Annotated in this window: 27 protein-coding genes; 15 read left to right on the forward strand and 12 right to left on the reverse strand. The window is 55.4% G+C overall.

The annotated features are described in order from the left end of the window. Positions 1–39: 39 nt before the first annotated feature. The 7 genes from IQ241_RS17605 to IQ241_RS17635 form a co-directional block, all read right to left on the reverse strand. Entirely contained in the window at positions 40–474 is a 435-nt protein-coding gene (locus IQ241_RS17605; RefSeq protein ID WP_193909683.1) for a YybH family protein, read from the reverse strand. A 109-nt stretch (positions 475–583) separates the two neighbouring features. Continuing rightward, entirely contained in the window at positions 584–1099 is a 516-nt protein-coding gene (locus IQ241_RS17610) for a DUF1579 domain-containing protein (RefSeq protein ID WP_228021807.1), read from the reverse strand. Positions 1100–1130: 31 nt separating this feature from the next. Next, positions 1131–1553, reverse strand: a complete 423-nt coding sequence (locus tag IQ241_RS17615) for a VOC family protein (protein WP_193909685.1) — start codon at positions 1551–1553, stop codon at positions 1131–1133. A gap of 211 nt (positions 1554–1764) precedes the next feature. Then, positions 1765–2124 (reverse strand): YciI family protein, encoded by a 360-nt coding sequence (locus IQ241_RS17620; protein WP_193909687.1) that lies wholly within the window; start codon positions 2122–2124, stop codon positions 1765–1767. A gap of 26 nt (positions 2125–2150) precedes the next feature. Continuing rightward, complete coding sequence (locus tag IQ241_RS17625; RefSeq protein WP_193909689.1) at positions 2151–2879, reverse strand: DUF899 domain-containing protein; 729 nt, start codon at positions 2877–2879, stop codon at positions 2151–2153. Between the two features lie 29 nt (positions 2880–2908). Next, positions 2909–3301 carry a YciI family protein gene (locus IQ241_RS17630; protein ID WP_193909691.1) on the reverse strand — a complete coding sequence of 131 codons (393 nt, stop codon included), beginning with the start codon at positions 3299–3301 and terminating at the stop codon, positions 2909–2911. 89 nt (positions 3302–3390) lie between these two features. Then, positions 3391–4635, reverse strand: a complete 1245-nt coding sequence (locus tag IQ241_RS17635; protein ID WP_193909693.1) for an RNA polymerase sigma factor — start codon at positions 4633–4635, stop codon at positions 3391–3393. 453 nt (positions 4636–5088) lie between these two features. Between IQ241_RS17635 and IQ241_RS17640 the strand changes: the two genes are divergently transcribed. The 9 genes from IQ241_RS17640 (at position 5089) to IQ241_RS17680 (ending at position 14301) form a co-directional block, all read left to right on the forward strand. Further along, positions 5089–7791 (forward strand): LuxR C-terminal-related transcriptional regulator, encoded by a 2703-nt coding sequence (locus IQ241_RS17640; protein ID WP_193909695.1) that lies wholly within the window; start codon positions 5089–5091, stop codon positions 7789–7791. A 291-nt stretch (positions 7792–8082) separates the two neighbouring features. Beyond that, entirely contained in the window at positions 8083–9075 is a 993-nt protein-coding gene (locus tag IQ241_RS17645; RefSeq protein WP_193909696.1) for a phosphotransferase family protein, read from the forward strand. A gap of 76 nt (positions 9076–9151) precedes the next feature. Further along, positions 9152–9655 (forward strand): cupin domain-containing protein, encoded by a 504-nt coding sequence (locus IQ241_RS17650; protein ID WP_193909736.1) that lies wholly within the window; start codon positions 9152–9154, stop codon positions 9653–9655. Positions 9656–9960: 305 nt separating this feature from the next. After that, positions 9961–11463, forward strand: coding sequence for an RNA-guided endonuclease InsQ/TnpB family protein (locus IQ241_RS17655; RefSeq protein WP_193909698.1), 1503 nt, complete (start codon positions 9961–9963; stop codon positions 11461–11463). Between the two features lie 50 nt (positions 11464–11513). After that, entirely contained in the window at positions 11514–11927 is a 414-nt protein-coding gene (locus IQ241_RS17660) for a VOC family protein (RefSeq protein ID WP_193909700.1), read from the forward strand. Between the two features lie 25 nt (positions 11928–11952). After that, positions 11953–12501, forward strand: a complete 549-nt coding sequence (locus tag IQ241_RS17665; protein ID WP_193909702.1) for a GNAT family N-acetyltransferase — start codon at positions 11953–11955, stop codon at positions 12499–12501. A 15-nt stretch (positions 12502–12516) separates the two neighbouring features. Beyond that, positions 12517–13143 (forward strand): type 1 glutamine amidotransferase family protein, encoded by a 627-nt coding sequence (locus IQ241_RS17670; protein WP_193909704.1) that lies wholly within the window; start codon positions 12517–12519, stop codon positions 13141–13143. Between the two features lie 12 nt (positions 13144–13155). Then, complete coding sequence (locus IQ241_RS17675) at positions 13156–13503, forward strand: DUF3703 domain-containing protein (RefSeq protein ID WP_193909706.1); 348 nt, start codon at positions 13156–13158, stop codon at positions 13501–13503. Positions 13504–13614: 111 nt separating this feature from the next. Beyond that, a complete protein-coding gene (locus IQ241_RS17680; RefSeq protein ID WP_193909708.1) occupies positions 13615–14301 on the forward strand; it encodes a class I SAM-dependent methyltransferase in 687 nt (228 codons plus the stop codon). A 5-nt stretch (positions 14302–14306) separates the two neighbouring features. On the opposite strand, the gene IQ241_RS17685 is transcribed toward IQ241_RS17680, so the two are convergent. Next, positions 14307–14486 carry a hypothetical protein gene (locus tag IQ241_RS17685; protein WP_193909710.1) on the reverse strand — a complete coding sequence of 60 codons (180 nt, stop codon included), beginning with the start codon at positions 14484–14486 and terminating at the stop codon, positions 14307–14309. A gap of 230 nt (positions 14487–14716) precedes the next feature. Continuing rightward, positions 14717–15832 carry a calcium/sodium antiporter gene (locus IQ241_RS17690; RefSeq protein ID WP_193909713.1) on the reverse strand — a complete coding sequence of 372 codons (1116 nt, stop codon included), beginning with the start codon at positions 15830–15832 and terminating at the stop codon, positions 14717–14719. Between the two features lie 94 nt (positions 15833–15926). On the opposite strand from IQ241_RS17690, the gene IQ241_RS17695 reads away from it, so the two are divergent. Continuing rightward, the gene (locus IQ241_RS17695) at positions 15927–16502 is read left to right on the forward strand and encodes an Npun_F5749 family FMN-dependent PPOX-type flavoprotein (RefSeq protein WP_193909716.1); all 576 of its coding nucleotides are present in this window, start codon (positions 15927–15929) and stop codon (positions 16500–16502) included. On the opposite strand, the gene cysE is transcribed toward IQ241_RS17695, so the two are convergent. The 3 genes from cysE to IQ241_RS17710 all read right to left on the reverse strand — a co-directional run bounded on the left by cysE (position 16499) and on the right by IQ241_RS17710 (position 19555). After that, positions 16499–17278: a serine O-acetyltransferase gene (gene cysE / locus IQ241_RS17700; protein WP_193909719.1), complete on the reverse strand. Its 780-nt coding sequence runs from the start codon at positions 17276–17278 to the stop codon at positions 16499–16501. The genes IQ241_RS17695 and cysE overlap by 4 nt on opposite strands. A gap of 91 nt (positions 17279–17369) precedes the next feature. Further along, positions 17370–17873, reverse strand: a complete 504-nt coding sequence (locus IQ241_RS17705) for a hypothetical protein (protein WP_193909722.1) — start codon at positions 17871–17873, stop codon at positions 17370–17372. 137 nt (positions 17874–18010) lie between these two features. Beyond that, positions 18011–19555 carry a site-2 protease family protein gene (locus IQ241_RS17710; protein ID WP_193909724.1) on the reverse strand — a complete coding sequence of 515 codons (1545 nt, stop codon included), beginning with the start codon at positions 19553–19555 and terminating at the stop codon, positions 18011–18013. 161 nt (positions 19556–19716) lie between these two features. Between IQ241_RS17710 and IQ241_RS17715 the strand changes: the two genes are divergently transcribed. The 5 genes from IQ241_RS17715 to hpsP form a co-directional block, all read left to right on the forward strand. Next, a complete protein-coding gene (locus IQ241_RS17715; RefSeq protein ID WP_193909726.1) occupies positions 19717–21117 on the forward strand; it encodes a pentapeptide repeat-containing protein in 1401 nt (466 codons plus the stop codon). Between the two features lie 129 nt (positions 21118–21246). Then, positions 21247–22920 carry a hormogonium polysaccharide biosynthesis protein HpsL gene (hpsL, locus tag IQ241_RS17720; protein ID WP_193909728.1) on the forward strand — a complete coding sequence of 558 codons (1674 nt, stop codon included), beginning with the start codon at positions 21247–21249 and terminating at the stop codon, positions 22918–22920. Positions 22921–22967: 47 nt separating this feature from the next. Continuing rightward, positions 22968–23978, forward strand: a complete 1011-nt coding sequence (gene hpsN / locus IQ241_RS17725) for a hormogonium polysaccharide biosynthesis glycosyltransferase HpsN (protein WP_193909738.1) — start codon at positions 22968–22970, stop codon at positions 23976–23978. Positions 23979–23998: 20 nt separating this feature from the next. Next, complete coding sequence (gene hpsO / locus IQ241_RS17730) at positions 23999–25168, forward strand: hormogonium polysaccharide biosynthesis glycosyltransferase HpsO (protein WP_193909730.1); 1170 nt, start codon at positions 23999–24001, stop codon at positions 25166–25168. Between the two features lie 24 nt (positions 25169–25192). Continuing rightward, a partial coding sequence (gene hpsP, locus IQ241_RS17735; RefSeq protein ID WP_193909732.1) for a hormogonium polysaccharide biosynthesis glycosyltransferase HpsP occupies positions 25193–26368 on the forward strand: 1176 nt, incomplete at its 3' end.

The following is a 26368-nucleotide window of genomic DNA, read 5'->3' on the forward strand; positions in this document are numbered from 1 at the left end:
ATTAAAATCTTGCTGTCAGTTTTGGCTGAAGCAGCCTTTTCAGATTCGTTCAGGTGGCATAAAGGGGATGGAGCAATGCTCATGGATGATCTGCCATCTGCCCTGACTCCGATAGTAGCTAGCGGTGATCCGAAACTCCATCTGCGCCGCCGGATGCTCTGACTCGATGCCTGTGAAGTGGAAGGTCCAGTGCGCGATCGCGAGGTCGCCGCTAACGTTGATGTTGAGATCTTGCATCTCCGTCCCGGAGGAAGCTGGCATACAGGGTAAGCACGCCTCCCACATCCGCCGCCAGGCATCGGCCCCAATGATTTGAAAGGGCGGTTTGACATCGAAGGCAACTACATTTGGGGCGTAGTGAGCCATGATTTTGTCCACATCTTTGGCCCGGATGGCATTGGCCTGATCGGTAATGAGCTGACGAATCTGAACTTCGTCACAGGTTTGGGTGGTTGTTATAGGGGTAGTTGTCATAGTGGTATCTCCTGCGATTAGGGGCTTGCATTCAAATGAAATACCTATCAGGCAAGGAGCTTCTAGTAGGTTGAGCAACCTGATGGGTACATCGTTAACTTGAGAATCCTTACTGTTTCTGCCAATAGTGCGCGGTCATGAACTGGTGCCATTGTCCGTCATCGCTCAGCACATGCGATGTCAGCACCCGATGATCTTCATTGATGAACTCGATGATGTCCTGGTACTTTGCCATCTTGCCTTCTTCAGTCATACTCGGTCCCTCGGCATTCAGCGTCAGTCTTGTTTGGGCTGTGTCTAGTTCGCCCTCGTAGATCCAGAGGTAGGACATCATTGAGACAATAAACGTGCCCACGAACCTCTGTTTCTGCGGATCATAGCCAAGGGTCATCATGGTTGTGGCGGTGTCGTTGCAGCCAGGCATCTCGCCCTGACCTTCGGCCAGAATCCAGAGTCCACCGAGCGATCTCACACTCTCAGTCCCCGTAGACTTCTCAGGAGTCTGATCCGGCCCCATCATCGCCTCAGTTTCATAGGTCCACTCGCCGACCAGCTTCTGTAGCCATTGGTGTTCATCCTGCGGTTCAGTTTTCATGGTTAACTCCTTCTGCGGTTCAGTTTTCATGATTAACTCCTGTTGTGTGTTGGTTAAAGAATTAGCTAGCCTGGTCGCAGTTAACCATCCAGGGGATGCCAAACTGATCGACTAGCATGCCAAAGCGAGCAGCCCAGAAGGTCTCCTGGATTGGCATCTTGATAGTTCCGTTTTCTGCCAGGGCTTTAAAGACACGTTCTGCTTCTGCCGGACCGTCAATGCTGATCGAAATAGAGAAGCCTTTGGGTTCTTCATAGTACTCAGGCGGACTGTCAGAACCCATCAGCTCTCTATCGCCCACCGGCAAGCTGATGTGCATGACTTTATCACGCCATTCGGGGGAGACCTGACCGGCCATTGGGTCATCATCTGGCAACTCACCCCATGACATCATCGCGTTGATTTTGCTGCCTAAACACTGCTCGTAGAACTTAAACGCGGCTTCGCACTGGCCATTAAAACTGAGATACGGATTCAGCTGCATTTTGTGCTCCTTGAATTAATGAGGATGAAATGAAATGCTCCAAAACTGGCTTTTAGCTATGGCGTGAAACGGTAGGGAAATAGAAAACAGCTATCCCCTGCTGCATGAATTAGTCGAATTAAGGCTCACGAGATCGACAGGTTGGACTGATTTTCTCTGAAAAAGCTCGAAAAGCCGGTGGGAAGCGCCCGCTGAGCGATGTTGACGGCAGCTACTGCTCTGGTAGCAAGCCCTTCAGTTCTAGAATCGGGCGGATTTCGACGGTGCCTTTGCGGGCGGCGGGGATGCGTCCGGCGATCGCGATCGCGTCATCCAGATTCGCTGCGTCAACCAGAAAATAGCCGCCTAGCTGTTCCCGCGTTTCCGCGAACGGGCCATCGGTCACCAGCCGCTTACCGTCCCGAACCCGAACGCTGGTTGCGGTTGAAACGGGTTGAAGCGGTGAGGAGCCCAGGTATTGGCCGTTCGCGTTCAGCTTTTGGGTTAGCTCTATAGACTCTTTGTAGCAGTGCTTCTGCTCGCTCTCGGTCCAGGCATTTTCGTCACTGTAGATGAGCAACATGTATTTCATTCTTTGTCTCCTAAATTTGGCTAAATCTACCCATAGGTCGGCTGCTGCGGCCAGCCCGGCGGCGAGTCCTCAAAGTCCTCCTGCCGACCGTAGGGTGTCACATCGAGGAGGCTGTAAGCGTTGGTCAATCCTTCACAGCCTCGGGCATAGGTCGAATAGGTGTGAAAGACGTCGTCGTCGAGGCGGAAGAATACGCTCAGTCCATGACTTTCGCCTTTCATGAAATGTCCCTCTCCTTTACTCTCCAGTTCCGCTTTGCTGCGATAGTTGTACTGAACTGGGGCAACAGATTCGTCCAGAGAGACGTGGAAGTCGTAGTTGAAGTCGCTACTAAAGGATGAAGCCCACGGCAGACTCCATCCCTGCTTGGCCTTGTATCGCTCAAGCTTTTCTAGCGGTGCCCGAGAAATGAGAACAAAAGTTGTGTCGCGGGCATTCAGCAGGGACAGGTCACCCAGCGCGTTCACAAGACCTGTGCAGCCTGAGCAGCCTATATCCCACGCGGGGTCGAACATGAAATGGTAGACGAGCAGCTGACGCCGACCCTCGAACAGGTCAAGCAGGTTTGTCTCACCGTTAGAACCCTCAAAGCTATAGTCCTTGTCTATCTTGACCATCGGCAGCCGACGACGCCTGGCATTTACGCGATCGCGCTGCCGGGTCAGTTCCTTTTCCTCCGCCAGAAGTGCTTTTCGCTCGTTGAGCCAAGCTGCCTGCGATATAACCGGCGGATGCGCAATTGTGCTAGTTTTCATGATGATTTCTCCTAATTTAATCCAGGGACTTAGTTTTGCTGGAGGCTCTTTTCGCGGTCTGCCACCAGCGCATTGATTTCCTCATCCGCCGGGCGAATTTCAAAGGGGCCGCTGCGGACGCCCGGATGTTGGGACATTAGCTGAATCGCGTGGTTCAGGTCTCTGGCCTCAAGCAGTAGAATGCCACCCAGCTGTTCCTTAGTTTCGGCGTAGGGGCCATCCGTGACCGTGACCTTGCCATTGCGATATCGTATCGTCGCAGCATTGCGGAAACATTGGAGGGCTTCCCCGCCGATGAAGTGTCCGCCCCGCCGCAGCTCGTCATCGTAGGCAAAGCATTCCTCCATCAGGGCAGTTTGCTCAGTTTTAGAGAGCCGATCCCACTGCGTTTCGTCAAAGTATCCCAGGCAGATAAATTTCATCGTTACCTCCAGAATTTGATCTGAAATTGTCACCTTTGTTGAGTAGTCGTTCGGCGAGGCTGTAAATCGACAGGCAAGAAAATACTTTTTTAGCCCAGTTCACGCAGACGTCTTTCAAGAAAGCGGCGCTCGGGTTCTTGCTTCACCAGGGCGAGCGCCCTTTGGTAGGATGCTTCGGCGTCAGCCGTTTTTTCCAACCGCCGACACAGATCGGCCCGCGCCGCGTGGGCCAGATGATAGTTGGCCAAATTACCATCAGCCAGGATGGCGTCAATCAGCCGTAGTCCCGCTGCGGGACCGTCACGCATCGCCACGGCGACCGCCCGATTCAGGTCAATAATGGGAGAGTGCTCTATCTGCCCAAGCAGGGTGTATAGGGCCACAATCTGCGCCCAGTCAGTTGCAGCGGTGCTCGGAGCCTCGGCATGGACTGCCGCGATCGCACCCTGAAGCGTATAAGCGCCAATCCGCTGCGAAGCGAGCGCCTGCTGCACCAGTGCCCTCCCTTCAGATATCTGAGCCGGGTTCCAGAGCGATCGGTCCTGGTCTTCTAACAGGATCAGATCGCCGGTTGACGTGGTACGAGCGTTGCGCCGCGATTCTTGCAGCAGCATCAGCGCCAGCAGACCCATCACCTCAGGTTCCGGCAATAGCGCCATGACCAGCCGTCCCAGGCGGATCGCTTCGCCTGAAAGATCGGCCCGCGTCAGCGATGCGCCAGAGGAGGCTGCATACCCTTCGTTAAAGACCAGATAAATCACCTGGAGCACGGTATCTAACCGCTCTGGCAAATCGGTCCTAGACGGCACTTGATAGGGAATGCGCGCATCGCGGATTTTTGCTTTGGCCCGCACAATCCGCTGCGCCAGCGTCGGGGGAGCGACCAGGAAAGCGCTGGCAATTGCCTCCGTCTTGAGCCCGCAGACCTCCCGCAGCGTCAGCGCGATCTGAGCGTCCTGCGGCAGGGCGGGGTGGCAGCAGGTAAAGATCAGACGCAGGCGATCGTCTTCAACGTTCTCATCATCTTTCACCTCAATGCCGCTGCTGTCGAGCCGCTGCCCAAGTTCCGCCAGGGACACATCAAAGCGGGTCCGACGACGAATCGCATCAATGGCTTTGAATCGGCCCACTGAAACAAGCCAGGTTCGCGGGTTGGCGGGCATGCCCTCACCGGGCCATTTTTCCGCAGCCACCGCAAAGGCTTCGTGCATTGCCTCTTCCGCCAGGTCGAAGTCACCAAGCAGGCGAATCAGGGTGGCAAAAACACGACGCGACTCGGAGCGGTAGATATGGTCTACCTGCTTCCGCATCTGATTAACCTTAGTCTCTTGCATTGATCGATCTGCCTCTAAAGCATCTCTGTCCCACGGGTTTGGGTGCGCGATCTGATAAAGAAAAACCGTATACCGAATGCACAGTAGTTCAAATATACTTATTCGGGCTAAGTTTGCTCACTAACGAAATCTATCTTAAGGAAAGCCCGCTTCGCCTTGAATCCGGCCTCCCCCAGAATTGGGGGATTGAGGGGGCGTCAACATTTAGAAAATAACTTGGATCACCTACTGATCACAGGCTTCAAGAAACTTTCTCCCAAGAGGACTGCCAGTATGCCACAAGTTATCATGAGGGCCGCTCGTATTTCTTCGTGTGCCATGGGAGATACCGATGAAATCATTTAATTCAGTATGGCGTGTTCATCTTCATCGGTCACTAGCCGAAAGGATAGGCGGAGGGCGACTCTATTATGTACCCTACAGATAAGGATTCGTGCAGACGTTCGACTCGACATGGCTAGCCCCCTGTTAGTGACTAAGTTCCATCTTCAATCGCGGCGATCGCCTGTGGTAAAACGCGATCGCCTTTTTCAGCAGCTCAATCAGGGTTTAACCAGCAGGCTGATTCTGATTTCGGCGGCGGCGGGCTTTGGGAAGACGACCGTACTGAGCGAATGGGTGCAGCAAACGCAGCTGCCCGTTAGCTGGTTGGCCCTGGATCAGCGGGATAACGATTCGACTCGCTTCTGGACATACATCGTGGCCGCCTTGCAGCAGACGGATAGGGCTGTTGGGGAAGCTACACTATCAATTTTGCAGTCTTCCGAAGCGGGCTCCTTTGAGGCATTTTTGCCGCCGCTGCTGAATGAGCTGGCACAGCTTCAGACCGATTTAATTCTCTCTTTAGATGATTATCATCTGATTACGGCGCCAGAGATTCACGCCGCCCTGGCTTTTTTTCTAGACTATTTACCTGCCCAGGTTCACCTTGCGATCGCGACTCGCACCGATCCTCCGCTACCCTTAGCCAGACTGCGTGCCCGCGCCCAGCTAACAGAATTGCGAGCCGCAGATCTCCGATTTACTGATGAGGAAGCAGCAGAGTTTCTACAGCAGTCCCTATCGCAGCCGCTCACAGCGCCACAGGTCGAAGCTTTGCAAAAGCAAACCGAAGGCTGGATTGCCGGGTTGCAGCTAGCGATGCTTTCACTGCGAGATACGGCCCAATCCGAAGCGTTAATTGATTCCTTCAGAGGCAACCAGCGATACGTTCTAGATTACTTAATAGAAGAGGTTTTAGACCGGCAGCCGCCAGCGCTCCAAACCTTTTTGCTAAGGACTTCTGTTCTAGAGCAGATGTGCGGTTCGCTCTGTGAAGCCGTTGTAGGAGAAGAAACGGTCAATGGGGTCGAGGTGCTAGAGCAGCTAGAGCATCAAAACCTGTTTGTCGTTCCCTTAGATCGCGATCGCACCTGGTATCGCTATCACCACCTGTTTGCAGAGTCACTGCGACACCTGCTGCAACGGACTGACCCAGATTATATGCTGGCCTGTCACCACCGGGCTGCCCAATGGTACGAACACCAGGGATACATCGCCGATGCGCTTGATCACGTCATTGCTGCTGGCTCCTTTGAGGACGCTGCTAGCCTGATTGAGCAAGAAATGCAGACGCACGAGAACCCTCGTCTGGATGCGATTGTGCTGCGAAGTGCCCTGGCGGCAATGCCCCCTAAACTGACTCATAGCCGCCCCTGGCTGCTGGCGGCACAAGCTTGGGTGGGGTTTACCTCCTCTCGATTTGCCGAGGCGATCTCAGTCATCCACATCCTCGAAGAATTACTGGATCAGAACTTGCCTGCGGCTGAAAATTCAGATCAGCTTTGGGGCTTAGTCGTCGCCTTGAAGGGAATGAAGGCCCGCCAGCAGGGCCATGTTGCTGAATCAGTCGCCTTTATGGAAAAGGCGCTGCAATTGTTGCCTCAAGACTATTCCTGGTTGCGATCGCTAATTCTGCTCAATCTCGGTGTCACCTATTTTGTAGCCGATAATTATGAGGCGGCAAAACAACTGCTGCCAGAAGTCAGTCGGATTGGTAAGGCACGCGGCACGGCGGACCCGGCGATCGCGGGGCTTTACTTGCAGGCCCAGTTTCTCGCCTTGCGAGGGCGCATGGATGCAGCTACTTCGCTTTGCCAGCAAGGCTTGAACCTGGCCACAGAACGGCACTGGTTAGCAACCTACGCAGGTGTATTGGTCGAGGTTGCGCTAGCTGACCTTTTACGAGAGCAAAATCAGCTGGAAGCCGCTGCCCAACATCTGACCCAAAGCATCGATCGCGCTATTCAAAACCAGCAGCCTGGTTTGATGATGGGCTACATTACACTGGCCCGAGTGCGTCAGGCGCAGGGAGACTTTCAAGCAGCATGGGCTGCGATTCAGGCGGCTGAACGCTGTCAGCCCTGGCTCTGGTCTACCATCCTTTCCGTTGCGACTTGTAAAGCCAGATTACAGCTGGCAGAAGGTCATCTGGACGGAGCGATTGCCTGGGTAGAAAAGAGCGGCCTGAGCGTGGAAGGTGAGCTGCACTATAGCCCGACCGAACAGTATCCAGCGGCTGCTGAACTCGACTATCTCACCTATGCCAGAGTGCTGTTGGCTCAAGCAAGGTTACAGTCATCGTCATCTCATTTACAGGATGCCCTGCGGCTGCTCAATCGTCTGTATGAGTTTGCCAAGACCGGAGGGCGAACTATTCGCGTGATGGAAGTGCTGCTGTTACAGGCATTGGCCTTTCATCTAGAAGAAAATCAGAAGCAGGCATTAGACGCCCTGAATCACGCCTTGAATGTCCCTCGTGAGGGCAAATACTTTCGCTTGTTCCTGGACGAAGGAAACCCAATGGCAGAGCTGTTAAAGTTTGCGGCCTCAAAAAACATTTATTCCCAGGAAGTAAACTATCTGCTAGCCGAATTGAGTTCAGTGAAGGAAGATAAATCGGCTTCAGCTCAACCTCTGATTGAGCCATTAACTGACCGTGAACTGGAAGTATTGCACTATCTGGCAACCGGCATGACCAATCAAGCGATCGCGGATCGGCTATTTGTCAGTCTCGCAGCAGTCAAATGGCACGCCCGCAATATTTACGGCAAGCTAGCGGTAAACAATCGTACACAAGCAGTGGCAAGAGCCAGAGAATCGAGAATTTTAAATTAGCCAGAACCCTAACCTCTAGCTCTCCTGGCGATATGGTTAAAAACAATTATGGATAAAGCCTTTTCAAGTTCCCATTTTCTGAGGTCCTTACCGCGCCAGCTAATAAACTTTGCCTATGCTCATATACCTAGGAGAACCGATCCGCGTGTCATCATCGCCGCTGAGCAAGTGTTATCAACTGCAGTTGGTAGTCCCATTCGATTCACTCGGGTTGAGCGTGTTTCAGAAGGGGGGAGAAGAAACTTGTTGCTACGATGTTACAGCTCATCTAGTAGTTTGCCGTCAAGCCTGATGATCAAAAAGGTCGAAGTAAACGCCTATAGTCCAGAAGATATAAATTCTTGGGATACAATGCGTTTTTTCAGTGATTGGATAGGTTCTCAATTCTTGAGCACGATCCCCGGCAAGTTCAAGCATAGCCCTCACTTTTATGGAGGCGATCGCCACTTAGGTTTAATCATTTTAGAGGATATACAGTATCGTACCCGTTTAGTCGAACCTTTGCTAGGGGATAGTCGCTCTCAAGCAGAATCGGCCTTGCTTCAGTATGCAGCCTGTCTGGCTCAACTTCATGCCGACACCATCGGCAAAGTCGCAAAATACGAGAAGTTTTTTAGGGCGCTCTCTCCTCGCGGAAAACCCATTGGAGAAATAGTTGATATTCACAAACACCAAATTCTGTTAGAGAGCTTGGGAATCCAACCTGATAGCAGTTGGCTACGTGACTTAGAAGCGATTAATACAGCTGTGAATTCGCCTGGGGAGTTTTTAGCCTATATTCATGCCGATGCATGCCCCGATAACGTCTTAGATACGGGTAAAGCATTACGATTGGTTGACTTCGAAACAGGACATTTTGGTCATGCCCTCATTGATGCCGTTTATGGTAGGATGATGTTTCCCAGCTGTTGGTGTGCCAACCGTCTGCCACACGCTATAGTTCAGCAGATGGAGAACACCTACCGAGCACTCCTTTGCCAACAGTGTCCAGCCGCAGAAGACGATCGGATCTTTGAAGCGGCTTTAGTCAAGGCCTGTGGCTTTTGGCTTTTGTATACCTTAACGCGGCATTTTGAATCTGCTTCAAGAAAAGATATAAGCTGGGGAGTTTCTACCATTCGCCAGCGGATTTTGGCTCGATTGGAAGCTTTTATAGCGACGTCCCAAGAGTTCAACCAACTCCCTGGTCTGTGCAATACATCCGAACAGCTGCTAGCACGTCTACGTCAGCATTGGTCAAACGTACCCGATCTACCCCTTTATCCGGCATTTCAAAGGAGGTAATTCTACGTTTAAAGGATCAGTAATTCTAATATATAGCCAGGTGCCACCAACCCGTCCCCCTTTTATGCACGCCGCCATGTCTGACCATGCTGCTACCCTTGCCGCCGCTCTCATCCGGAATTTCAACGAGATTCCGCTGACGCACCGATTCCGAGACCCGAACTATGACACGCGCTTTGCGCGACTCGCTCGCGACACGGCTGCTCAGAAGCTGGGTGCGACTATTGATGTGCTAGAGCCAGGAAAGCGAGGGTGTCCATATCACCTTCACCACGCCCAAGAGGAGATGTTCATTGTCGTTGAAGGCGAAGGAACGCTCCGCGTCGCAGGCGAGATGCTCCCGCTGAAAGCAGGCGACGTCGTCTTCATTCCTGCCGGTCCCGAGTACCCGCATCAGATCATCAACACCTCAGATGCACAGCTGAAGTATCTTTCAATCAGTACCCTGGAAGCACCTGAGATCTGCGAGTACCCGGATTCTGGCAAATACATGGCAGAGGGTAGTCTGGACAAAAGTGACCCGTTCGAAGTCATCGAGCGTAAAGGGCCGAGCCTTGACTACTGGGATGGCGAGCCCTGACCGAAGTGCCGCCTATCTCCACGCTCAGCAAATGGTAGAGCGGCCTCAATCCTTATCCACCGTGAAAACGGTTTTGCGGAGATGGCAGCATTACTAAAGCGCTCCTTCCTATCCTTTCGGTTAGGGTAGCTTTGATATGATTGCACCATCATAAAACCTCAGAGGTACTGCGACCATAGCCAAGAGGTTTGGTCGTATGGGGAATAGGAGCGGCGCGACAGCGCCAATCACTCACCGCTACCCGCCTGACACGACACAGCAGCCAATCTTCCAGAACACCAGTTTATGGTACGATCATACTACCAATGGAAACCGTCTATCGCTTTAAGCTGATTCCCAGTATTCGCCAGGCAGAAACGATGGCCTCCTGGCTGGGAATGCTGCGTGGGATGGTCAACTACAATCTAGCAGACCGCATCGATAGCTACAGCCAAGGGTTCATTCAGGGCAATTTCTGCTCCCTACGATTCAAGGCTGAAGCTTGCCCGTTAACCTGTTCGGTTGTTCGTTCTGCTTCCAATGGACATCCTTGGAAGCAGAACAAGCCTACCCTGCGGCGTAGAAAGCCAAAGCTAGATCAGCCGTTCAACCCCAGACGCAGCGCGTACGAAATGCAGTCCTCTGGGCTGCCGGGTTTGAAGCAATCTCGACCCTGGTACCAGGCGGTGAATGCAGACGTGCTGCAGCAAGCCTTGAGACATCTCGACACGGCATTCAACCAATTCTTCCAAGGCAAGTCCGGCTTTCCTCAGTTCAAACGCCGAAACGATTTCAATTCGTTTGAGTTCAAACCCAAAACGGTCAAAGTCAATGGCAACCACATCATGCTGCCGACCTTGGGCGAGATGCGATTCTTCAAGTCCAGAGACATTCCTAACTCTTGGGAAATTCGCACTGTAACGGTCACCCAGAAAGCGGACGGCTGGTATGCCAGTCTACTGCTGCGAGATGACAGCGTTCCTGAAAAGCCGAAGAAAGCGGTAGCGGAATTGCAGTCGGTGAACGGGGTGGACCGTGGCATCACGAAAATCGCGGCCATGGCTGATGGCACGGTTGAGCTGAATCCGCATATTGGCAAACGCTATCAGCGTCGGCTGGGAATCCGACAGCGTCGCTTATCGCGCAAGAAGAAAGGCTCTGCGAACCGAGCCAAAGTGCGTCAGCGAGTCGCCCGGCTACATCAGAAGATTCGTCGTGTGCGCACCGACTTCCAGTGGAAGCTGGCGCGGCGGATTGCTCGCAGCGCCGACTTGATTGGGTTTGAAGACCTCAATATCAAAGGGATGAAGCAGCGCTGCAAACCGAAACAAGACCCTCAGACGGGTCGATACATTCAGAATGGACAAACGGCTAAGACCGCTTTGAACAAAGCAATCTCTGATGCTTCCTGGTACAGTTTGCGCGTCAAAACCGAGCATCAAGCCCGTAAGCTGGGAAACTGGGTGGTTGATGCTCCGGCCCACCACTCTAGCCAGGAATGCTCTGAGTGTCACTACATCAGTCCGGGAAACCGAGTCGGTGAAAAGTTTATCTGCGAAAGTTGCGGTCATCACGAAGATGCAGACGTCGATGCTGCGGTGGTGATTGCAGACCGAGCCAGAGTTAAAATTGGTCAGCCCAATCTACCGATGGTCAGTCGGGAAGTTACGCCCAAGCCTGAATTAACAGGTTGCAAGGAGTCATCACTCGCGTTAGTGGGTGAGCCTGGGAACCGACCTGGAAACCCTGAACGAACTGCTGCCACGGTGCAGCTGTCTTTGTTTGAGCTTGTTTCTGGGGAATCCCCTTCTATATCGCTCTGCGGTTAGGAGGGGAGGATGTCAAACTAAACCAATGGATGTAAATGGAGGCTTCCGCCATGGACAGTAATCCCAGCATTCTTTCACATGTCTCGATTGGCACAAATGACTTTGAACGCGCGATCGCGTTCTACGACCAGGTACTCCCTACGCTCGGCTGCAAGCGACTGATGGAGCATCCCGGTGCTATTGCCTATGGCAAACAGTATCCCGAATTTTGGGTGCAAACGCCGATCGATCGTCGGCCTGCATCGGTTGGCAATGGCACGCATATTGGCTTCATTGCTCCCTCAAAGGATGCCGTTTATGCTTTTCATCAGGCAGCACTGGCAGCGGGTGGCGTAGACGAAGGTGCTCCAGGGGGTAGAACCGAATACGGAGAGCCATACTACGGCTGCTTCGTTCGCGATCCGGACGGACATAAGGTAGAAGCAGCTTATTGGGATGAGCAGCTTGATCGCAATCTCACCTGATCAATTGAGCTGATGGGTGCCAGCCATGGAGATCATCACTAAGAGATTTCTCCTACGGGATTTTAATCAGGCAGATGAACCTGCTTTCCTTACCTATCGGGCTGAGCCCCGCTATGCCGAATTCTGCGCGCCAGAAGAAGTCACACCGGAGTTTAGTCACGAGCTGCTTCAACGATTCCGGCAGTGGGCAGTCGAATATCCCCGTCGTAATTATCAGCTAGCCATTATCGATCGCCGCAAATCGGAACTGATTGGCTGTGGCGGGCTACGCCGGGATGGATATGAGCCCGAGCAGGCCGAACTCGGTATTGAGCTAGCGCCCCAGTTTTGGGGGCGTTATGCCTACGCCATTGAAATTGGCAAAGCGCTGATAGAATTTGGGTTCCGTGATCTAGGGCTGACCGAAATTCGCGGTATTTCTATCAGCGCGAACTTGCGGGTGTCTCGATTGGCGGAGCGATACGAATTCGTTTCGGTTGGGACGTTGCCCAGCCCCGATTGGATGAGGGTGCGAGGATGGCACCAGAGGGAATGGCAGCTTACGCGAGATAGATGGGAGAAATATCAGGAGTAAATAGGAGTGAGCTGAATGAAAAAGCAAATGGTTCATCTTTTCGTATTCGATACGCTGGCCGATTGGGAAACAGGATTTGCGATCGCGGGTATCAACAACCCAGATTTCCAAAAGCATCCCGGACGCTATGGCATACAGACGGTTGGCTTGAGCGCTGACCCCGTCACGACAATAGGCGGCATGACCATTCTTCCCGACATCAGCATTGACGAGCTGGAGCCGGGAGCGATGCTGATCCTGCCTGGTGGCGAAGCCTGGGATGCCGGTCAAAACGCTAAAATTTTAGAAACATCCAAGGCGTTTCTAACCGCGAATATCCCCGTAGCAGCTATTTGCGGTGCAACCGCAGGGCTAGCCCGAGCCGGGATATTAGATGACAGGCCCCACACCAGCAATGCCGCAGAATACTTGCTGGCCACGAACTATAAAGGTGCAGTCCATTACCTAAACCAGCCCGCTGTCACGGCTGGGCCTGTCATTACCGCAAACTCAACTGCCCCGATCGAGTTTGCCTACCATATCTTCAAAACGCTCGATCTTTACGATGCCGAGATTCTGGAAGCTTGGTATGGACTCTTCAAGACGGGTGATGCCTCGTACTACTTCACGCTAGAACAGCTAACCAACTCGCCTAACGTATAGCTGAAGGGAAAAATGAAAGCGATTGTAAAAGACTATTTCAAGGCAGAACTCTGTAAGGCCAAGACAGCCGCTGCAGAGCGAGATTTTGAAGCCGCCTGGATAGCCCTGCAGCGGGCTCATATTTTAGGGCAAACGGACGAGATCGCGCACACAGTTGCCCACTGGCATATGCTGAAGCTTGCCTGGAGACAGCGGGATTTTCGAGAAGTTATCGCTGGGCAACTCATCCAAACCCTGCTGGCCTTTCCTCTAACCGTTTTATTTGGGCAGATGAGAGCCCTCAGAGGTGGCAGAGCCAACGTTAAAGGTTCAGAGAGAATGACCGTCCCAGAAGATATTCAACAGATCTTAAACCAGTAGCTGTGTGCCTGAATCCTGCAAAACTATCCTCACAACTATCCCTTCGATCAGGGATGAAACTAACCTCAAGCACGATAGTGAAATGCAGTTGCCTATCAGTGAGGTTTCACCATGGAATGGACGATTGGATGGTGGCAGGTTTCGGTTCAGCGAGTCTATCCAACCAACGAGCAACTGTCTCAAACTTATAGTAAAGCCGCTTTCTGGTGGCATCAACATCTTCGCCTTCTGGGATATCGACATGCCTATCGGCAGCTATGGCGATCGCTTAAAACCACCAATGCTTTGCCCGATTGGGAAGGCAATTTAGCGATTTGTGACTGCGGCATTGGCACAGCCGCCTTCAGCCTTGCCTTTGCTCAGGCTATAACCCCGCAAGCGCGGATCGCTGGAGTAGACCTTTCAGCTAAAATGCTCAATACAGCCCATCAAAAACTGACGCAGGCAAACATTCACCATCAAATATTTCACAGTGATGTGAAGCGGTTACCCTTTGCAGATCGCTCTTTTGACGGTGTCATCAGTGCCCACATGCTTGAACACCTGGCTGACCCCGAACAGGGATTGCGAGAAATAGTCAGAGTTCTACGCCCCGGAGCGCCGTTAGTGCTCGTAGTCACGCAAACTGGGCTACTCGGTTGGCTGATTCAGTGCGGCTGGGGAAATCGCTGCTTCAGTCGAGAACAGCTCTCGGCTCTGATGCATGAGATCGGACTAATCAACCTTCAGTTTGTTACATTTCCATTTAGCATAGCCCGATTTACTAGCATGGCCTGTGTTGCCTATAGGAGATTGTAATGTTGCTAAAAATCTGGCGTTTGATTACGCTCATTATCGCCCTCGGCATAAGTCAGCTTCAGCTGCACATCCTGCCGACTGCCGACATTACCAAACTGCCAGACCACCGGCTGCGGGTCGGCAGCCATGCTGATATTGTTGGCCTCGTTGGCTTCCGCGATGCTGAAATGAAAACTCTCTCCCACGCCGTCGATTGTAGGCGTCCGTCAGCATTTTCCCTCTCAGTAGGGATACGCAAGTTTTCATCAAGTCGTGTTGCGATATTCAACCACAGCAGGTCATGCAGAACACATTTCATCCCAATCAGCCATCGGCATCCGTAGAGTTACTGGTTAGGTCTCTAGTTTCGTTCCCACTTGGAGCAATAATGCAATGGGCGATACAAGTGAGTCTGCTGAAGAGGATTGATTCGCTTTTATTTGCGATCGCCCGCCCGCTCGGCTGCTCGCCGCTGTCGTTTTAGTCGCCAAGAGCGCCAGGTCATCGTTCCTAACACCAGCAGCGTCAGCGGCACTACGACAAATCTGAGAATCGCGCCGACCCAGATTGAGCTCTCGGCATCGGTAGCGTGGAGGATTAGATAAATCGTGTAGGTGATGTAGTAGCTGAGCAGCAGGCCACCTTCCCAGCGCGAAATCGAGTTGCCGGTGAAGACGATCGGAAAGCACATGATAGAAACGGCTACCATAATCGGGATATCAAACGTGATCGCCGTATTCGAAACGCTGATGCCGGTCGGCGATAGGGCGCTGGTCAGCCCCAGCACAATCAAAATGTTGAAAATATTGCTGCCGACCACGTTCCCCACGGCGATGTCGCGCTCGCCCCGGATGCTGGCGATCAGCGAAGTCGCCAGTTCTGGGAGAGAAGTGCCAAAGGCAACAATAGTCAGGCCAACCACCAGCGGACTGGCCCCGAGCGCAGTGGCAATATCTACCGCATTGTCGACCAGCATGTTCGAGCCGGTGACCAGCAGTCCCATGCCCACTAAAAAAAACAGCAGATTGACCCCGGCTGACTTGAGCGAAAAGGGCTGCCGACTGTACCTAGCGTACTCATCTTGGACAATTGGATTGGTTTCTCGGCGGCTTTGAAACACAAGAAACAGCGTATAGACAATTCCGCCTATAAATAGAATAGTTCCGTCAGAGGTGGTTATTGCGCCGTCTAAGCCAAATACCAGCATCAGAATCGATACGCCAATCATAATCGGCACATCGAGCCGTACGAGCTGCTGAGCCACGATCAGCGGTGCAATTAGAGAAGAAATGCCAAGAATTAGCAGAATATTGCAGATGTTGCTGCCGACGACATTCCCTAGGGCAATATCGGCCTGGCCGCTAAAGCTGGCGCGCAGGCTGACGGCGAGCTCTGGGGCACTAGTGCCAAACGCCACGACCGTCAGCCCAATTACCAGAGAGGAGATCCCAACTAGGGCCGCGAGCCGTGACGCCCCGCGAACCAATAGCTCTGCTCCCAGTACCAGTAAAACTAGACCGATGACCAGTAGAACGATAGACGTAATATTCATATGGAGGGCGATCGCACCCACAGTCCCCAAGCAATCTGTCTTTTATTAAACTGCTAAAAGTCAATCCTGGTCTAGAAATCCCTGACTTATTTACATGAATTTAGCCCCCTGGCGGCCGCTGGTCGCCCGTGCCCTGCATCGCAATCGAGCCCAGGCCGAGTCGCGATATCTTCAGCTTGCGACGGTTCGCGGGTCGGGGCAGCCCGCTAACCGGACCGTCGTTTTCCGCGGTTTTTTAGAAGACAGCGACTGCCTCCAGTTTGCCGTGGACCGCCGCAGTGAGAAAATTCATCAGCTCGAAGCCTGCCCTTGGGGAGAAGTCTGCTGGTACTTTACGAAAACGCGGGAGCAGTTTCGAGTTTTGGGTCGGCTGACGCTGGTTGACCGAGATACGGCCGAGCCGCCCCTCGCCGCCGCTCGCGATGCGCTCTGGCAGAACCTGTCAGGCAGCGCCCGAAAGCAGTTTGCCTGGCCCCATCCCCAGCATGAGAGAGCCCGGAAAGCCGCCTTTGAGCCACCGCAGCCAGATCCGAACCAGCCGCTGCCGCAGTTTTGCCTGTTGCTGTTGGCGCCTGAGACCGTCGATCACCTGGAGCTGCAGGGCGACCCTCAAAACCGCTGTATTTATGAGCTGAAGCAAACCTGGATGAGCCGCGCCGTGAATCCTTAGATACCCGTGCCGTCTAAAAATTCTTCGATGGCGCGATCGCCAATCCGACAGCAGTCACTGTCATCCCCGAGCGGCCTATAGCTGACTTGGGAGTTCGCGCCCGCAGTCACTAGACGGTGAGAACGGTCAAGGCGATCAGGCTGCTGAGCCTGGAGCTCACCCACCTGCTGCTCCAGATCCTCAATCCGGTCAAGCAGCGCGCGAATGGCCCGGGCCTCAGAGTCGGGCAGCAGGCCATGCTCCAGCGGGTCAACCCGTTCGCCCGAGCGGTAGACCACCCGGCCCGGAACGCCGACCACCGTACAGTCCGAGGGCACCTCCCGCAGCACAACGGAGCCTGCCCCAATCCTCACGTTATGACCGATCAGGATATTGCCCAGCACCTTAGCACCCGCCCCGACGACGACATTTTCACCCAGAGTCGGGTGGCGCTTGCCGCTTTCTTTACCCGTGCCGCCCAGAGTAACGCCCTGATAAATCAGAGCATAGTCCCCAATAATCGCGGTTTCACCAATGACGACGCCCATGCCGTGGTCGATAAAGACGCCGCAGCCAATGGTTGCGCCGGGGTGAATTTCAATTCCGGTTAGCAGCCGGGCGATATGGGAAAGCATCCGAGGGAAGAAGGGCAGTCCCAAGGTCCAGAATGCGTGGCTGATGCGATGCAGCAGCAAGGCCTGCAAGCCGGGATAGAAAAATATAACTTCTAGCCAGTTCCGAGCGGCCGGATCGCGCTCGAAAATAATTCGGAAATCTTTGGCTAGGGCTTTGAACACAGGTTGTTCCTCTAGTCAGAATCGGCTGACGGCGATTAATAAAAATCAACCAGACTTATCTTAACGCTATTGGGGTGCGGACTCAGGGGCTCTATTGCGGCGGGGAGGGTTCGCCCACGCTGAGCCGATAGTCATAGCGCGCCCCGGCGTCAAAGGTGCCAACCCAGATCTGGTAGATCCCAGCGGGCCAGTCGGCATCGCTAATTCTGGCATCGCGATCGCGGCGGCTGGCATTGTCATTGCATCTAACGACGCTGTCTGGCCCTTGAACCAGCAGCGTTGTGTCATTCCCACCGCTATCGACAGCAATGGTCAAATTCGGGAAATCCTGCTCCAGGACAAGGATATGATCGGGCGTGGTATCGGCATAGCCCAGGCAGAGATTGCCGCCGCGATCGCGGGCAGACAGATTTGATAGACGATAGGAGCCAGCGGTGAATCCAGCTAGTCGGGACGGCTCAGCCGCTTCCCCCCGGGCCAGGGTCACCCCGGCAAAATTTGCGGTTTGGGCCACAGCAGGCAGCCCGACTAAGGCAGCCCCTAGCATGGCTGCGGTCAGCCGTCGGAGGCAACGTCCTAGGGTTTGGTAGGTCATGGCTAACGCGGTTGGGGGCTAAAGCGACGGTTTAAAGTGACCGAGATCGCATCAGCAATCCGGATACTTATGTGACTAATCTAACAATTCCGCCTCTGCTCTACCAGGTCAGATCGGGCGGGATAACCGACGGTCGCCTAAGTCGCGCCGATGCCTAACCGTCCGGCCAAACTCGGCGTCAGGGGGAGCAGCGTCACCAGCATGAGAAATAGGATTAGCAGCCCAAGAGCAGCGCGGGCATCATCGGGTTCGCTCAGGTCGTCTAGGCAGGGGCGCTCCAGCCGCCGCTGCAAAAATAGAATCAGAATCGCCCAGTAGAGGGCCAGCGGATTGACCAGCGAAACGAGGGCCAGCCCGATCAGGGTGATCGTCGTCGCCCGGCCCGTAGTTTTGCGACCGTAGATCGCCTGGACGATGCGGCCGCCGTCTAGCTGGCCGGCGGGCATCACGTTGAGGGCCGTAATCGCCAGGCCCAGCCAGCCCACCAGGGTGAGCGGATGGACATCGACGACGGCCTGCTGTAGCGCATCGCCCAGCACGACGCGAGCCAATGCTCCGACCAGGATAGAACTCTGGAAATAGGCGGCCGGCAGCTGAAAATAGCTGCCGGGGTGAGAGATCACCAGTCCCACCAGCAAAAAGAGCAGGGACAGCAGGCCGCCCGCTGCGGGTCCCGCAAAGGCGATATCGAACAGCACCGAACGGTTGGGCAGCAGCGACTCAAACCGCATCAGCCCGCCAAACGACCCCAGCTGCCAGGCAGGGAGAAAGAACGGCGGGCTGATGCGAATATCGTAGCGCTCAGCGACCAGCCGATGACCAACCTCATGGACAACTAAAACTGCGGCTAGCCCCAGCGCAAAGGGAAGCGCCTCGGGCCACCGCTGCGGCTGGCGGAAAAAGTCAAATTCCTGGATAATCCCAGCGGTTTCTAGGCAGGTCGCAAAGGTCGCGATCGCCAGCACCCCAGCCAGAATTTTCTGGCCCAGCGTCGTCGGCTGCGGATCGGCAGTGCTCGGCAGCCCAACCGCGACCGGCTTGCCCTCTGGTCCCTCGATTAAAAATAGGTGATAGCGCTCGTCTAAACGTTCGGCCAGCAGCTGATTGAGCTTTTCAGCCGTCTCAGCCGGCTGACCGCGCAGGTTGCCCTTAAAAATAGCGCCTTGATCGTAGGGAATCGTTTCCGTGCGAAAAAATGTATCAATGCCAAAAATTCCTTCAATCGCCGCCAGGTCTTCAGCGGGTATCGGTGCTGGTACCGCTGCTTCAGCGTCGGGAGGGTCAGTTTTAAGGGATTCAGTCGGCTCAGCTTCCACTCCCGCTGAACTCGGCTCATTCTCCAGCGCTGAAGGATCGGCTGACGGCGTTTCGGTTGAGCTTTCCATGGCCTTCGCGGCTAGGGCCTCGGCTCGCTTGGTGGCGAGCTCGTCCTGACCACTCGCCCGCAGCAGCCGACCTAAATAGATGTAGAGACCGGCTGAGACCAGGACTAGAGCCAGCACCCAGACCAGATTGAGATAGATGCCCGCCGCAAACAGACCAAAAAACAGCAGCCACGGCGTCATCAACACGACCGACTGGAGCCAGGCCAAAATGCCTATCCGACCGTAGGGGCGAGCCCGCCCAAAGCCCCAGGCCAAAACGCCGAAGGCCGCTAGCAAAATCAGAGCAGTTGTTGTCATCAATTTATCTCCACCATCTATTGTTGGCGACTGGCGTCTTAAATGGAGCCATCGCTGCCACGACTGACCCATAGGTATCCACCAAGCACCGGAGCTTTCGGGTACACTCTCTGTGAGACGTCTGCCCACTGGCCCAATCTGGACAGCGGTAATCCCAAGCTATGGCTTCCGACCCATCCCAATCAAACCGCTCGCGCCAGCCCCAAGAGCAGCTCCCATCAGCCGAGGCCAACCCGTGGGTTACACCCCGCCCTCAGCATGGATCGGAGAACGGGTCGCGATCGCCCTACGATGAGCCGTTCACTCTAGATTACAACCCCGACCCCGACTTTCCCCCCGAATCGGCCGCTGGCTCGGCCGATAGCATCGGCGCGGACTCCAGTCACGCTGAGGCTTTTGATGCAGTTGCCCCAAGCAGTTCGCGCTCAGCTCAGCTCAGCCGCTCGCGCGATCGCTTTCCAGCTGGTCAGCCGCCGATTAATCTAGTCGCGATCGCCGCGGCGCTAGTCGTTTTACTGGGGCTGTGGCTCAACAGTTTCTGGCTGATCCTGGTGGGCTCCCTAGGCGCGTCTGGGGTGGCGCTACGATTGCTCAACCCCACCTTTCAGGAAATTGCTCGGGAGCTCTCGCCGCGGCAGCAGTCGCTGTTCGTCGCCGTACCGACGCTGCTGCTGGGGCTGGTCGGTCTGCTCAAGATCAGCGGCTTGAATCAGCGGGTAATCCAGTGGGAAAGCAGCATCCGCTGGGACATTGTCGGCTCGATCGGGGACTTTCTGGGGGCAATTGGCCAAATCTTTATCGCTATCCTGGCCGTCTATGTGGCCTGGCGGCAGTACATTATCTCCCGCGACCTGACCCTACAGCAAAACCTGATTACCCAGCAGCAGACGATCGATGCCTATTTCCAGGGCATTTCAGAGCTGGTGCTGGACGATGAGGGGCTACTCGAAGACTGGCCTCAGGAGCGAGTGATTGCCGAAGCCCGGACGGCGGCAATCCTCAGCAGCATTGACGCCAACGGCAAGGCCAAGGTGCTGCGCTTCCTCTCCCGCTCCAAGCTGCTGACGCCGCTGGCCCGCGATCGCCGTCTAGGTCGCCCCATCCTCGACGGTGCGGGTGGGTATGCCGAAGACCGGCAGCACGGTACCCGCGTCATCGATATTGGCGTCATGCTGGCCGCTAGCGACCTGTCAGGCACCGACCTGCGGTGGATCGACCTGAGCGCAGCTAATCTGATTCGGGCTAATTTCACCGGCTGCGATCTGGTCAGGGTCAACTTTGCCGGGACGATTCTCTGTGATGCCCAGTTTGTTGGGGCTGACCTATTTGGCGTCCAGCTCTTCCATGGCGATATTGAAACCGCGACGCCGCGCACCCGCAGCCAGCCGCCCAACCACAGTACCGGTGAGTTTTCGGGTGCAGTCGTAGAAGGGGCTGACTTCACCGCCGCTGAGCGCATGTCCGAGGCGCAGCGTCGCTACTGCTGTGCCTGGGGCGGAGAAAAAACCCGAGCCACCGTCCCCGGCGGCTGCGAAGATATCCCCAACCGACTGGGGCGATGATGAAGTTCCTGAAAATATGCCGAGCGATTTGACAAGTTTTTGTACAGCCTGATGTCTAACCTCCGTAGAATCTGAGGAATGACGGCTCTTTTGGGTAAATTTGTATAGGCTCTTTCATTTAGCGGCAATATGGCTAAAAAGCGACCTCCTAAAAAGCAGGCTAAAAAACGGTCCAAAAAACGTAGGACCCGGGATCGAGCTGGCCAGACAGAGACGCTTAGTCCGAAAGCGCAAATGCTGCAAAAACGAGCAGCGGCCAGCGCTCGGCAGCAGGTGATTAAAGATATTGCCTCGACCGTTTTTGGGACAACGCTGCTGGGGCTGGTGGTGGGCTTGCTGGTCGAACCGAAGCTTGGGATTGCCCTCGTAGCGGCGCTGTCCAGCCTGATTTTGTCTTTTAAGTATCAGCGTCAGGCCCTCTATGCCCTGATCATCTACGTTCCGTTTGCCGGTACGGTGGTCTACGCCCTGGGGGGCAGCGCTATTCTCCAGCTGGCCAAAGACCTCTTTTATATTCCAGCCCTGCTTGGCGTGGTGCAATTTTGCCGCAAGAATCGCCTGCCGCTCGTCATCCCGGCTGCGATTAAGCTGCCGCTCGGGCTGCTGCTAACGCTCGTGCTGCTGACCCTGCTGCTGGTGAATGCGCCCCAGCAGTTTCAATCGGAGGGCGAGCAACCCATTATCATGGGCATTTTAGGACTCAAGATACTGCTGGGCTACCTGCCGCTGATTGCCTGCATCTACTACCTCATTCGCACCAGCAAAGACCTTTACTTTCTGCTGCGGCTGCAAGTGGTGCTGGTGCTAGTCGCCTGCAGCCTCGGCATGATCCAGTACCTGATGCTGAAGACGGGCATCTGTTCTGCCACGGCAGGAACGGGGGAGGAACTGTTTAGGGCTTCTACCGCAGCGCGCTGCTTGGTCGGCGGCTCCCTCCTCTATGCCCCTGGGGAAGGCCAGATTCGGCTACCGGGAACCTTTGCCGCGCCCTGGCAGTGGGGTTGGTTTCTGATTTCCAGTGCTTTTTTCAGCTTTGGCACGACCTTTAATGACCGTTCCCCCTTTTGGCGATTGCTGGGTCTAATTTCGCTCGTCGCTGTGATGATTATGTCGGTGATCTCAGGCCAGCGAATTGCGCTACTGCTGGTGCCATCCGCTATCGTATTGCTCAGCGTGCTGACGGGCCAAATCGCCAATCTCAAGCGGTTTGTGCCAATCGCCATTGTCATGGGGCTGATTCTGACGTTTTTAATCGTGAGAAATCCCGACGTGGTTCAAGCCCGGATTAACAGCTTCCAGTCCCGATGGAACGCCTCGCCCCCGATCGGATTTATTCAGAATCAGTTTGGTCAGGTCATGGGTGAGCAAGAAGGCATTTTTGGCCGTGGGGTTGGACGCGCCACGAATGCAACCCGAACCTTTGGTGAGACGGTTTTGCTCGAAACCTATCATCCCAAGCTGCTCTATGAGATTGGGCCGCTAGGGCTGCTAGCGGTGCTGATGCTCTACACGACGCTGACGATCTCAACCTTCAGAGCCTACCGAGCGACCAAAGATAAATACCTGCGGGGCTATGCCGCTTCGATGTGGGTATTCGTCCTGTTTATCAGCTATTTTCCCTACTACTATCCCCTCGACGTAGACCCAGTTGGGGTCTATTACTGGCTGGCCGCTGGCATTGCCCTCAAGCTGCCCGAAATTGACCGAGAGGAGCGCGAGGCCGCTGAGGCGTTCAGGGCTGAAGCTGAAGGTCGGTCTCCCAGGCTGAAGCGGCGGCGAAAGAAAACGCCGGAATTTGTCTAAACGTCTCATCCCTGTCGGTCGAATAAACTACTGCAATGGTATCTGCGATGATCTGGCCTTTGATTTCAGTAATTGTGCCGACCTACGGCCGAGAAGAGGTGCTCTGCTCTACCCTCGCCAATGTGCTAGAGCAGACCTACCCGGCCTACGAGGTGATTGTGGTTGACCAGACTCAGCAGCACCAGCCCGAAACAGCGGCCTATTTACAGCGTCTGACGGATGAGCAAAAAATTCGCTTTTATCGGGTGGACTGGGCGAGCCTGCCCGGTGCCCGGAACTATGCGATTGAGCGATCGCACGGCGAAATTCTGCTCTTTATCGACGACGATGTGGAACTTCCCCCCGGCTATCTCCAGGCCCATGCCCAGAACTATTTAGATCGAGAAGACATTGGCGCGGTGGCGGGGCGAGTCTTTGACCGGATGAAGCTGGCGGAGTCGCAGTCGGCCAAGCAAATCGAAACCCTGCCGCCGGCGGCGATGGATCCCGGCATTGCTTGGTACCACATCGATTTGGTGCATACGGTTAAGCCGCAACAGGTGCTGACAGCGCGGGGCTGTAATATGTCATTCCGGCGATTGCTATTTGAGCGGCACGGGCTGCGCTTTGACGAACGCTTCCAGGGCAGCGCGGTGCGGGAAGAATCGGACTTTTGTCTGCGGATTCGCGCCACCGGCTACAAAATCTGGTACGACCCGGCGGCCCACCTGGTGCACCTGGGCGAAGAAACCGGCGGCTGCCACGATATCAGCACGCGATCGCTCAAGTATCAGACCACCTTTTATCACAACCATTTTCTGCTGGGGCTGAAAAACCTAACGCCGGGGCAGCTGGCCCGACTATCGGCTAGCCTGTTCGACTGCCACGTCCTGGGCAACCCGCCCTGCAATAAAAGCGGCTCGCCGATCAAAATCATCAGCCGTTTTGGCTTCTACAGCCTGGGCTTCCTCAAAGCCTGTGGCACCTTGCTCAAGGCTCAAGGGCGCGATGGGCGTCTCTATAGCCGCCAGCCGATGGAGCCGGTGGCTGCGGCGACTCCCGAAGTCAGCGCCAGTTAATCTCTGGAGATCCTCGCGCTATGAAAGTTCTGGTTGCCAGCCACACCTACATCGTTGATCTCAACTGCGAAAAGCTCAGGGCGCTGGCCCAGCTGCGGCCCGATGTCGAAGTCACGGTCGTGGTGCCAAAGCGCTGGAGTCCGGGCGGCGTGCAGAATCGGGTGATTGAGCCCGAGCCCCGGGAGGAGGGCCGGTTTCGGATTGTCCCGATTGCCAACTTCAGCCAGAATAATCAGGGCCTACTCAGTTTTGGACTGGAGATTGTAGACCTGCTGCGCCGCTTTCGGCCTGACATCATTCAAGTCGAGCAGGGAGCTAAGGCACTGGGCTATGCCGAGCTAATTACGCTCAACCGACTGCTGGGGCTCAGGGCCAAAAAAGTCTTCTTTACCTGGTGGAACCTGCCCTACCAGCTTAAATTCCCGGTTTCGCTGCTGGAGGCGTACAACCTTCGCCATACGGATGGCTTGCTGGTGGGCAATCAGGACGGGGCCGATATTTTACGCGATCGCGGCTACCTCGGCCCCACCTGCATCATGCCCCAGCTGGGCGTAGACGAGCGCCTGTTCCGGCCCCAACCCCAGCCCCAGCTGGCGGCGCAGCATGGGATTGAACCCGACGACTGGGTGATTGGCTTCGTCGGTCGGTTTGTCCCCGAAAAGGGACTGCGGACGCTGCTGACGGCCCTGACGCAGCTCCAGGACAAACGCTGGAAGCTGCTGCTGCTAGGTCGGGGGCCGCTGCGGCAGGAATTGGCGCAGGAGGCAGAGGCGGCGGGAATTGGCGATCGCATCTGCTGGGTGGAAAGCGTCCCTCACGACGACGTGCCTCGCTACATCAACCTGATGCAGACGCTGGTACTGCCGTCGGAGACTACCTACAATTTTAAGACCCTCACCGCCGCGGGTTGGAAGGAGCAGTTTGGCCATGTGCTAATCGAGGCGATGGCCTGCCGGGTGCCGGTGATCGGCTCTGACTCGGGCGAAATTCCCCACGTGATTGGCGAAGCGGGACTGGTTTTTCCCGAAGGCCAGCCCGACGCCCTAGCCGCCTGTCTATCCCAGCTGATGGAGCAGCCCGCCCGGCACGAAGCGCTGGCCCAACAGGGCTATGACCGGGCCATGACCCAATATACGAATCGCGCCCTGGCCAAGCGGCAGCTAGAGTTCTATGAAAAACTGATCGCTTAGGCCCCCATACCCGGCTGCAACCTGATGACCGCTCCGCTCAAAATTCTCCAAATTGTTCCCTCTATCTCGCTAGTCTATGGCGGCCCTAGCCAGATGGTGCGGGGCCTGTCTGCGGCGCTAGCGTCCTATGCCCAGGTGACCGTGCTGACCACCGACGCCAACGGCGATGTCGATCAGCCACCGCTGGACGTGCCGCTGGGTCAGCCTATGGCCGAGGACGGCTACGAGGTGATCTACTTTCGCTGCTCGCCCTTCCGCCGCTACAAGTTTTCCGTGGGACTGCTGAACTGGCTCTGGGCCAATGCCCACCGCTACGATGTGGCCCATATCCACGCCCTGTTTTCCCCAGTCAGCACCGCCGCCGCGACTGTGGCTCGCTGGCGGGGTCTGCCCTATATCCTGCGCCCGCTAGGCACCCTTGACCCGGCTGACCTGCGGAAAAAACGGCGGCTCAAGCAGATTTATGTTTCCCTGGCCGAACGGGCCAATATTGCCGGGGCGGCGGCAATTCACTTCACCAGCCCCCAGGAGGCCAAGGTCTCCGAGCGGTTTGGCCTGAAGACGCAGGACTGGGTGTTTCCGCTGGGCGTGTCGCTGCCGCCGACGGCGGACCGCGAAGCAGCCCGGAAAGCCCTCCAGCAGCAGTTTCAAATTCCAGCCGGGGGACCGATCGTCCTATTTATGTCGCGGATTGATCCCAAAAAAGGCTTCGACCTGCTGCTTCCCGCCCTAGAAAAGGTCCAGCAGCAGGGCCAGGGCTTTCACTTTCTGCTCTGCGGCGCCAATCCCCAGGATCGGGCTTACGAAGCGGCTATCCATCAGCAGATTCAGGCCTCATCGCTAGCCGCCTGCACGACGCTAACCGGTTTTGTCACCGGCGAAATGAAAGCTCAGATTCTAGCCGCCGCCGACCTGTTTGTCCTGCCTTCCTACTACGAGAATTTTGGCATTGCCGTGGCTGAGGCGATGGCCGCCGGACTGCCGGTAGTAATTTCTGACCAGGTGCATATCTGGCCGGATATTCAGCGCAGCAGTTCGGGCTGGGTGACGCCTTGTGAGGTCGAACCGCTAGCGGCGGCGTTGGCTCAAGCGATCGCAGACCCCGCCGAGCGCCAAAAGCGCGGCCAGCAGGCCCGGGACTATGCGGCAGAGTGCTATAGCTGGGACGCGATCGCGCAGCAGATGCGGGTGGCCTATGGG

Source organism: Vasconcelosia minhoensis LEGE 07310 (genome assembly GCF_015207255.1).
Lineage (GTDB): Bacteria > Cyanobacteriota > Cyanobacteriia > Phormidesmidales > Phormidesmidaceae > Vasconcelosia > Vasconcelosia minhoensis.

Coding starts and splice junctions, on each gene's coding strand:
- IQ241_RS17605 (WP_193909683.1), bottom strand. CDS start 474: ATGACAACTACCCCTATAACAACCACCCAAACCTGTGACGAAGTTCAG.
- IQ241_RS17610 (WP_228021807.1), bottom strand. CDS start 1,099: ATGAAAACTGAACCGCAGAAGGAGTTAACCATGAAAACTGAACCGCAG.
- IQ241_RS17615 (WP_193909685.1), bottom strand. CDS start 1,553: ATGCAGCTGAATCCGTATCTCAGTTTTAATGGCCAGTGCGAAGCCGCG.
- IQ241_RS17620 (WP_193909687.1), bottom strand. CDS start 2,124: ATGAAATACATGTTGCTCATCTACAGTGACGAAAATGCCTGGACCGAG.
- IQ241_RS17625 (WP_193909689.1), bottom strand. CDS start 2,879: ATGAAAACTAGCACAATTGCGCATCCGCCGGTTATATCGCAGGCAGCT.
- IQ241_RS17630 (WP_193909691.1), bottom strand. CDS start 3,301: ATGAAATTTATCTGCCTGGGATACTTTGACGAAACGCAGTGGGATCGG.
- IQ241_RS17635 (WP_193909693.1), bottom strand. CDS start 4,635: ATGCAAGAGACTAAGGTTAATCAGATGCGGAAGCAGGTAGACCATATC.
- IQ241_RS17640 (WP_193909695.1), top strand. CDS start 5,089: ATGGCTAGCCCCCTGTTAGTGACTAAGTTCCATCTTCAATCGCGGCGA.
- IQ241_RS17645 (WP_193909696.1), top strand. CDS start 8,083: ATGATCAAAAAGGTCGAAGTAAACGCCTATAGTCCAGAAGATATAAAT.
- IQ241_RS17650 (WP_193909736.1), top strand. CDS start 9,152: ATGTCTGACCATGCTGCTACCCTTGCCGCCGCTCTCATCCGGAATTTC.
- IQ241_RS17655 (WP_193909698.1), top strand. CDS start 9,961: ATGGAAACCGTCTATCGCTTTAAGCTGATTCCCAGTATTCGCCAGGCA.
- IQ241_RS17660 (WP_193909700.1), top strand. CDS start 11,514: ATGGACAGTAATCCCAGCATTCTTTCACATGTCTCGATTGGCACAAAT.
- IQ241_RS17665 (WP_193909702.1), top strand. CDS start 11,953: ATGGAGATCATCACTAAGAGATTTCTCCTACGGGATTTTAATCAGGCA.
- IQ241_RS17670 (WP_193909704.1), top strand. CDS start 12,517: ATGAAAAAGCAAATGGTTCATCTTTTCGTATTCGATACGCTGGCCGAT.
- IQ241_RS17675 (WP_193909706.1), top strand. CDS start 13,156: ATGAAAGCGATTGTAAAAGACTATTTCAAGGCAGAACTCTGTAAGGCC.
- IQ241_RS17680 (WP_193909708.1), top strand. CDS start 13,615: ATGGAATGGACGATTGGATGGTGGCAGGTTTCGGTTCAGCGAGTCTAT.
- IQ241_RS17690 (WP_193909713.1), bottom strand. CDS start 15,832: ATGAATATTACGTCTATCGTTCTACTGGTCATCGGTCTAGTTTTACTG.
- IQ241_RS17695 (WP_193909716.1), top strand. CDS start 15,927: ATGAATTTAGCCCCCTGGCGGCCGCTGGTCGCCCGTGCCCTGCATCGC.
- IQ241_RS17705 (WP_193909722.1), bottom strand. CDS start 17,873: ATGACCTACCAAACCCTAGGACGTTGCCTCCGACGGCTGACCGCAGCC.
- IQ241_RS17710 (WP_193909724.1), bottom strand. CDS start 19,555: ATGACAACAACTGCTCTGATTTTGCTAGCGGCCTTCGGCGTTTTGGCC.
- IQ241_RS17715 (WP_193909726.1), top strand. CDS start 19,717: ATGGCTTCCGACCCATCCCAATCAAACCGCTCGCGCCAGCCCCAAGAG.
- hpsL (WP_193909728.1), top strand. CDS start 21,247: ATGGCTAAAAAGCGACCTCCTAAAAAGCAGGCTAAAAAACGGTCCAAA.
- hpsN (WP_193909738.1), top strand. CDS start 22,968: ATGATCTGGCCTTTGATTTCAGTAATTGTGCCGACCTACGGCCGAGAA.
- hpsO (WP_193909730.1), top strand. CDS start 23,999: ATGAAAGTTCTGGTTGCCAGCCACACCTACATCGTTGATCTCAACTGC.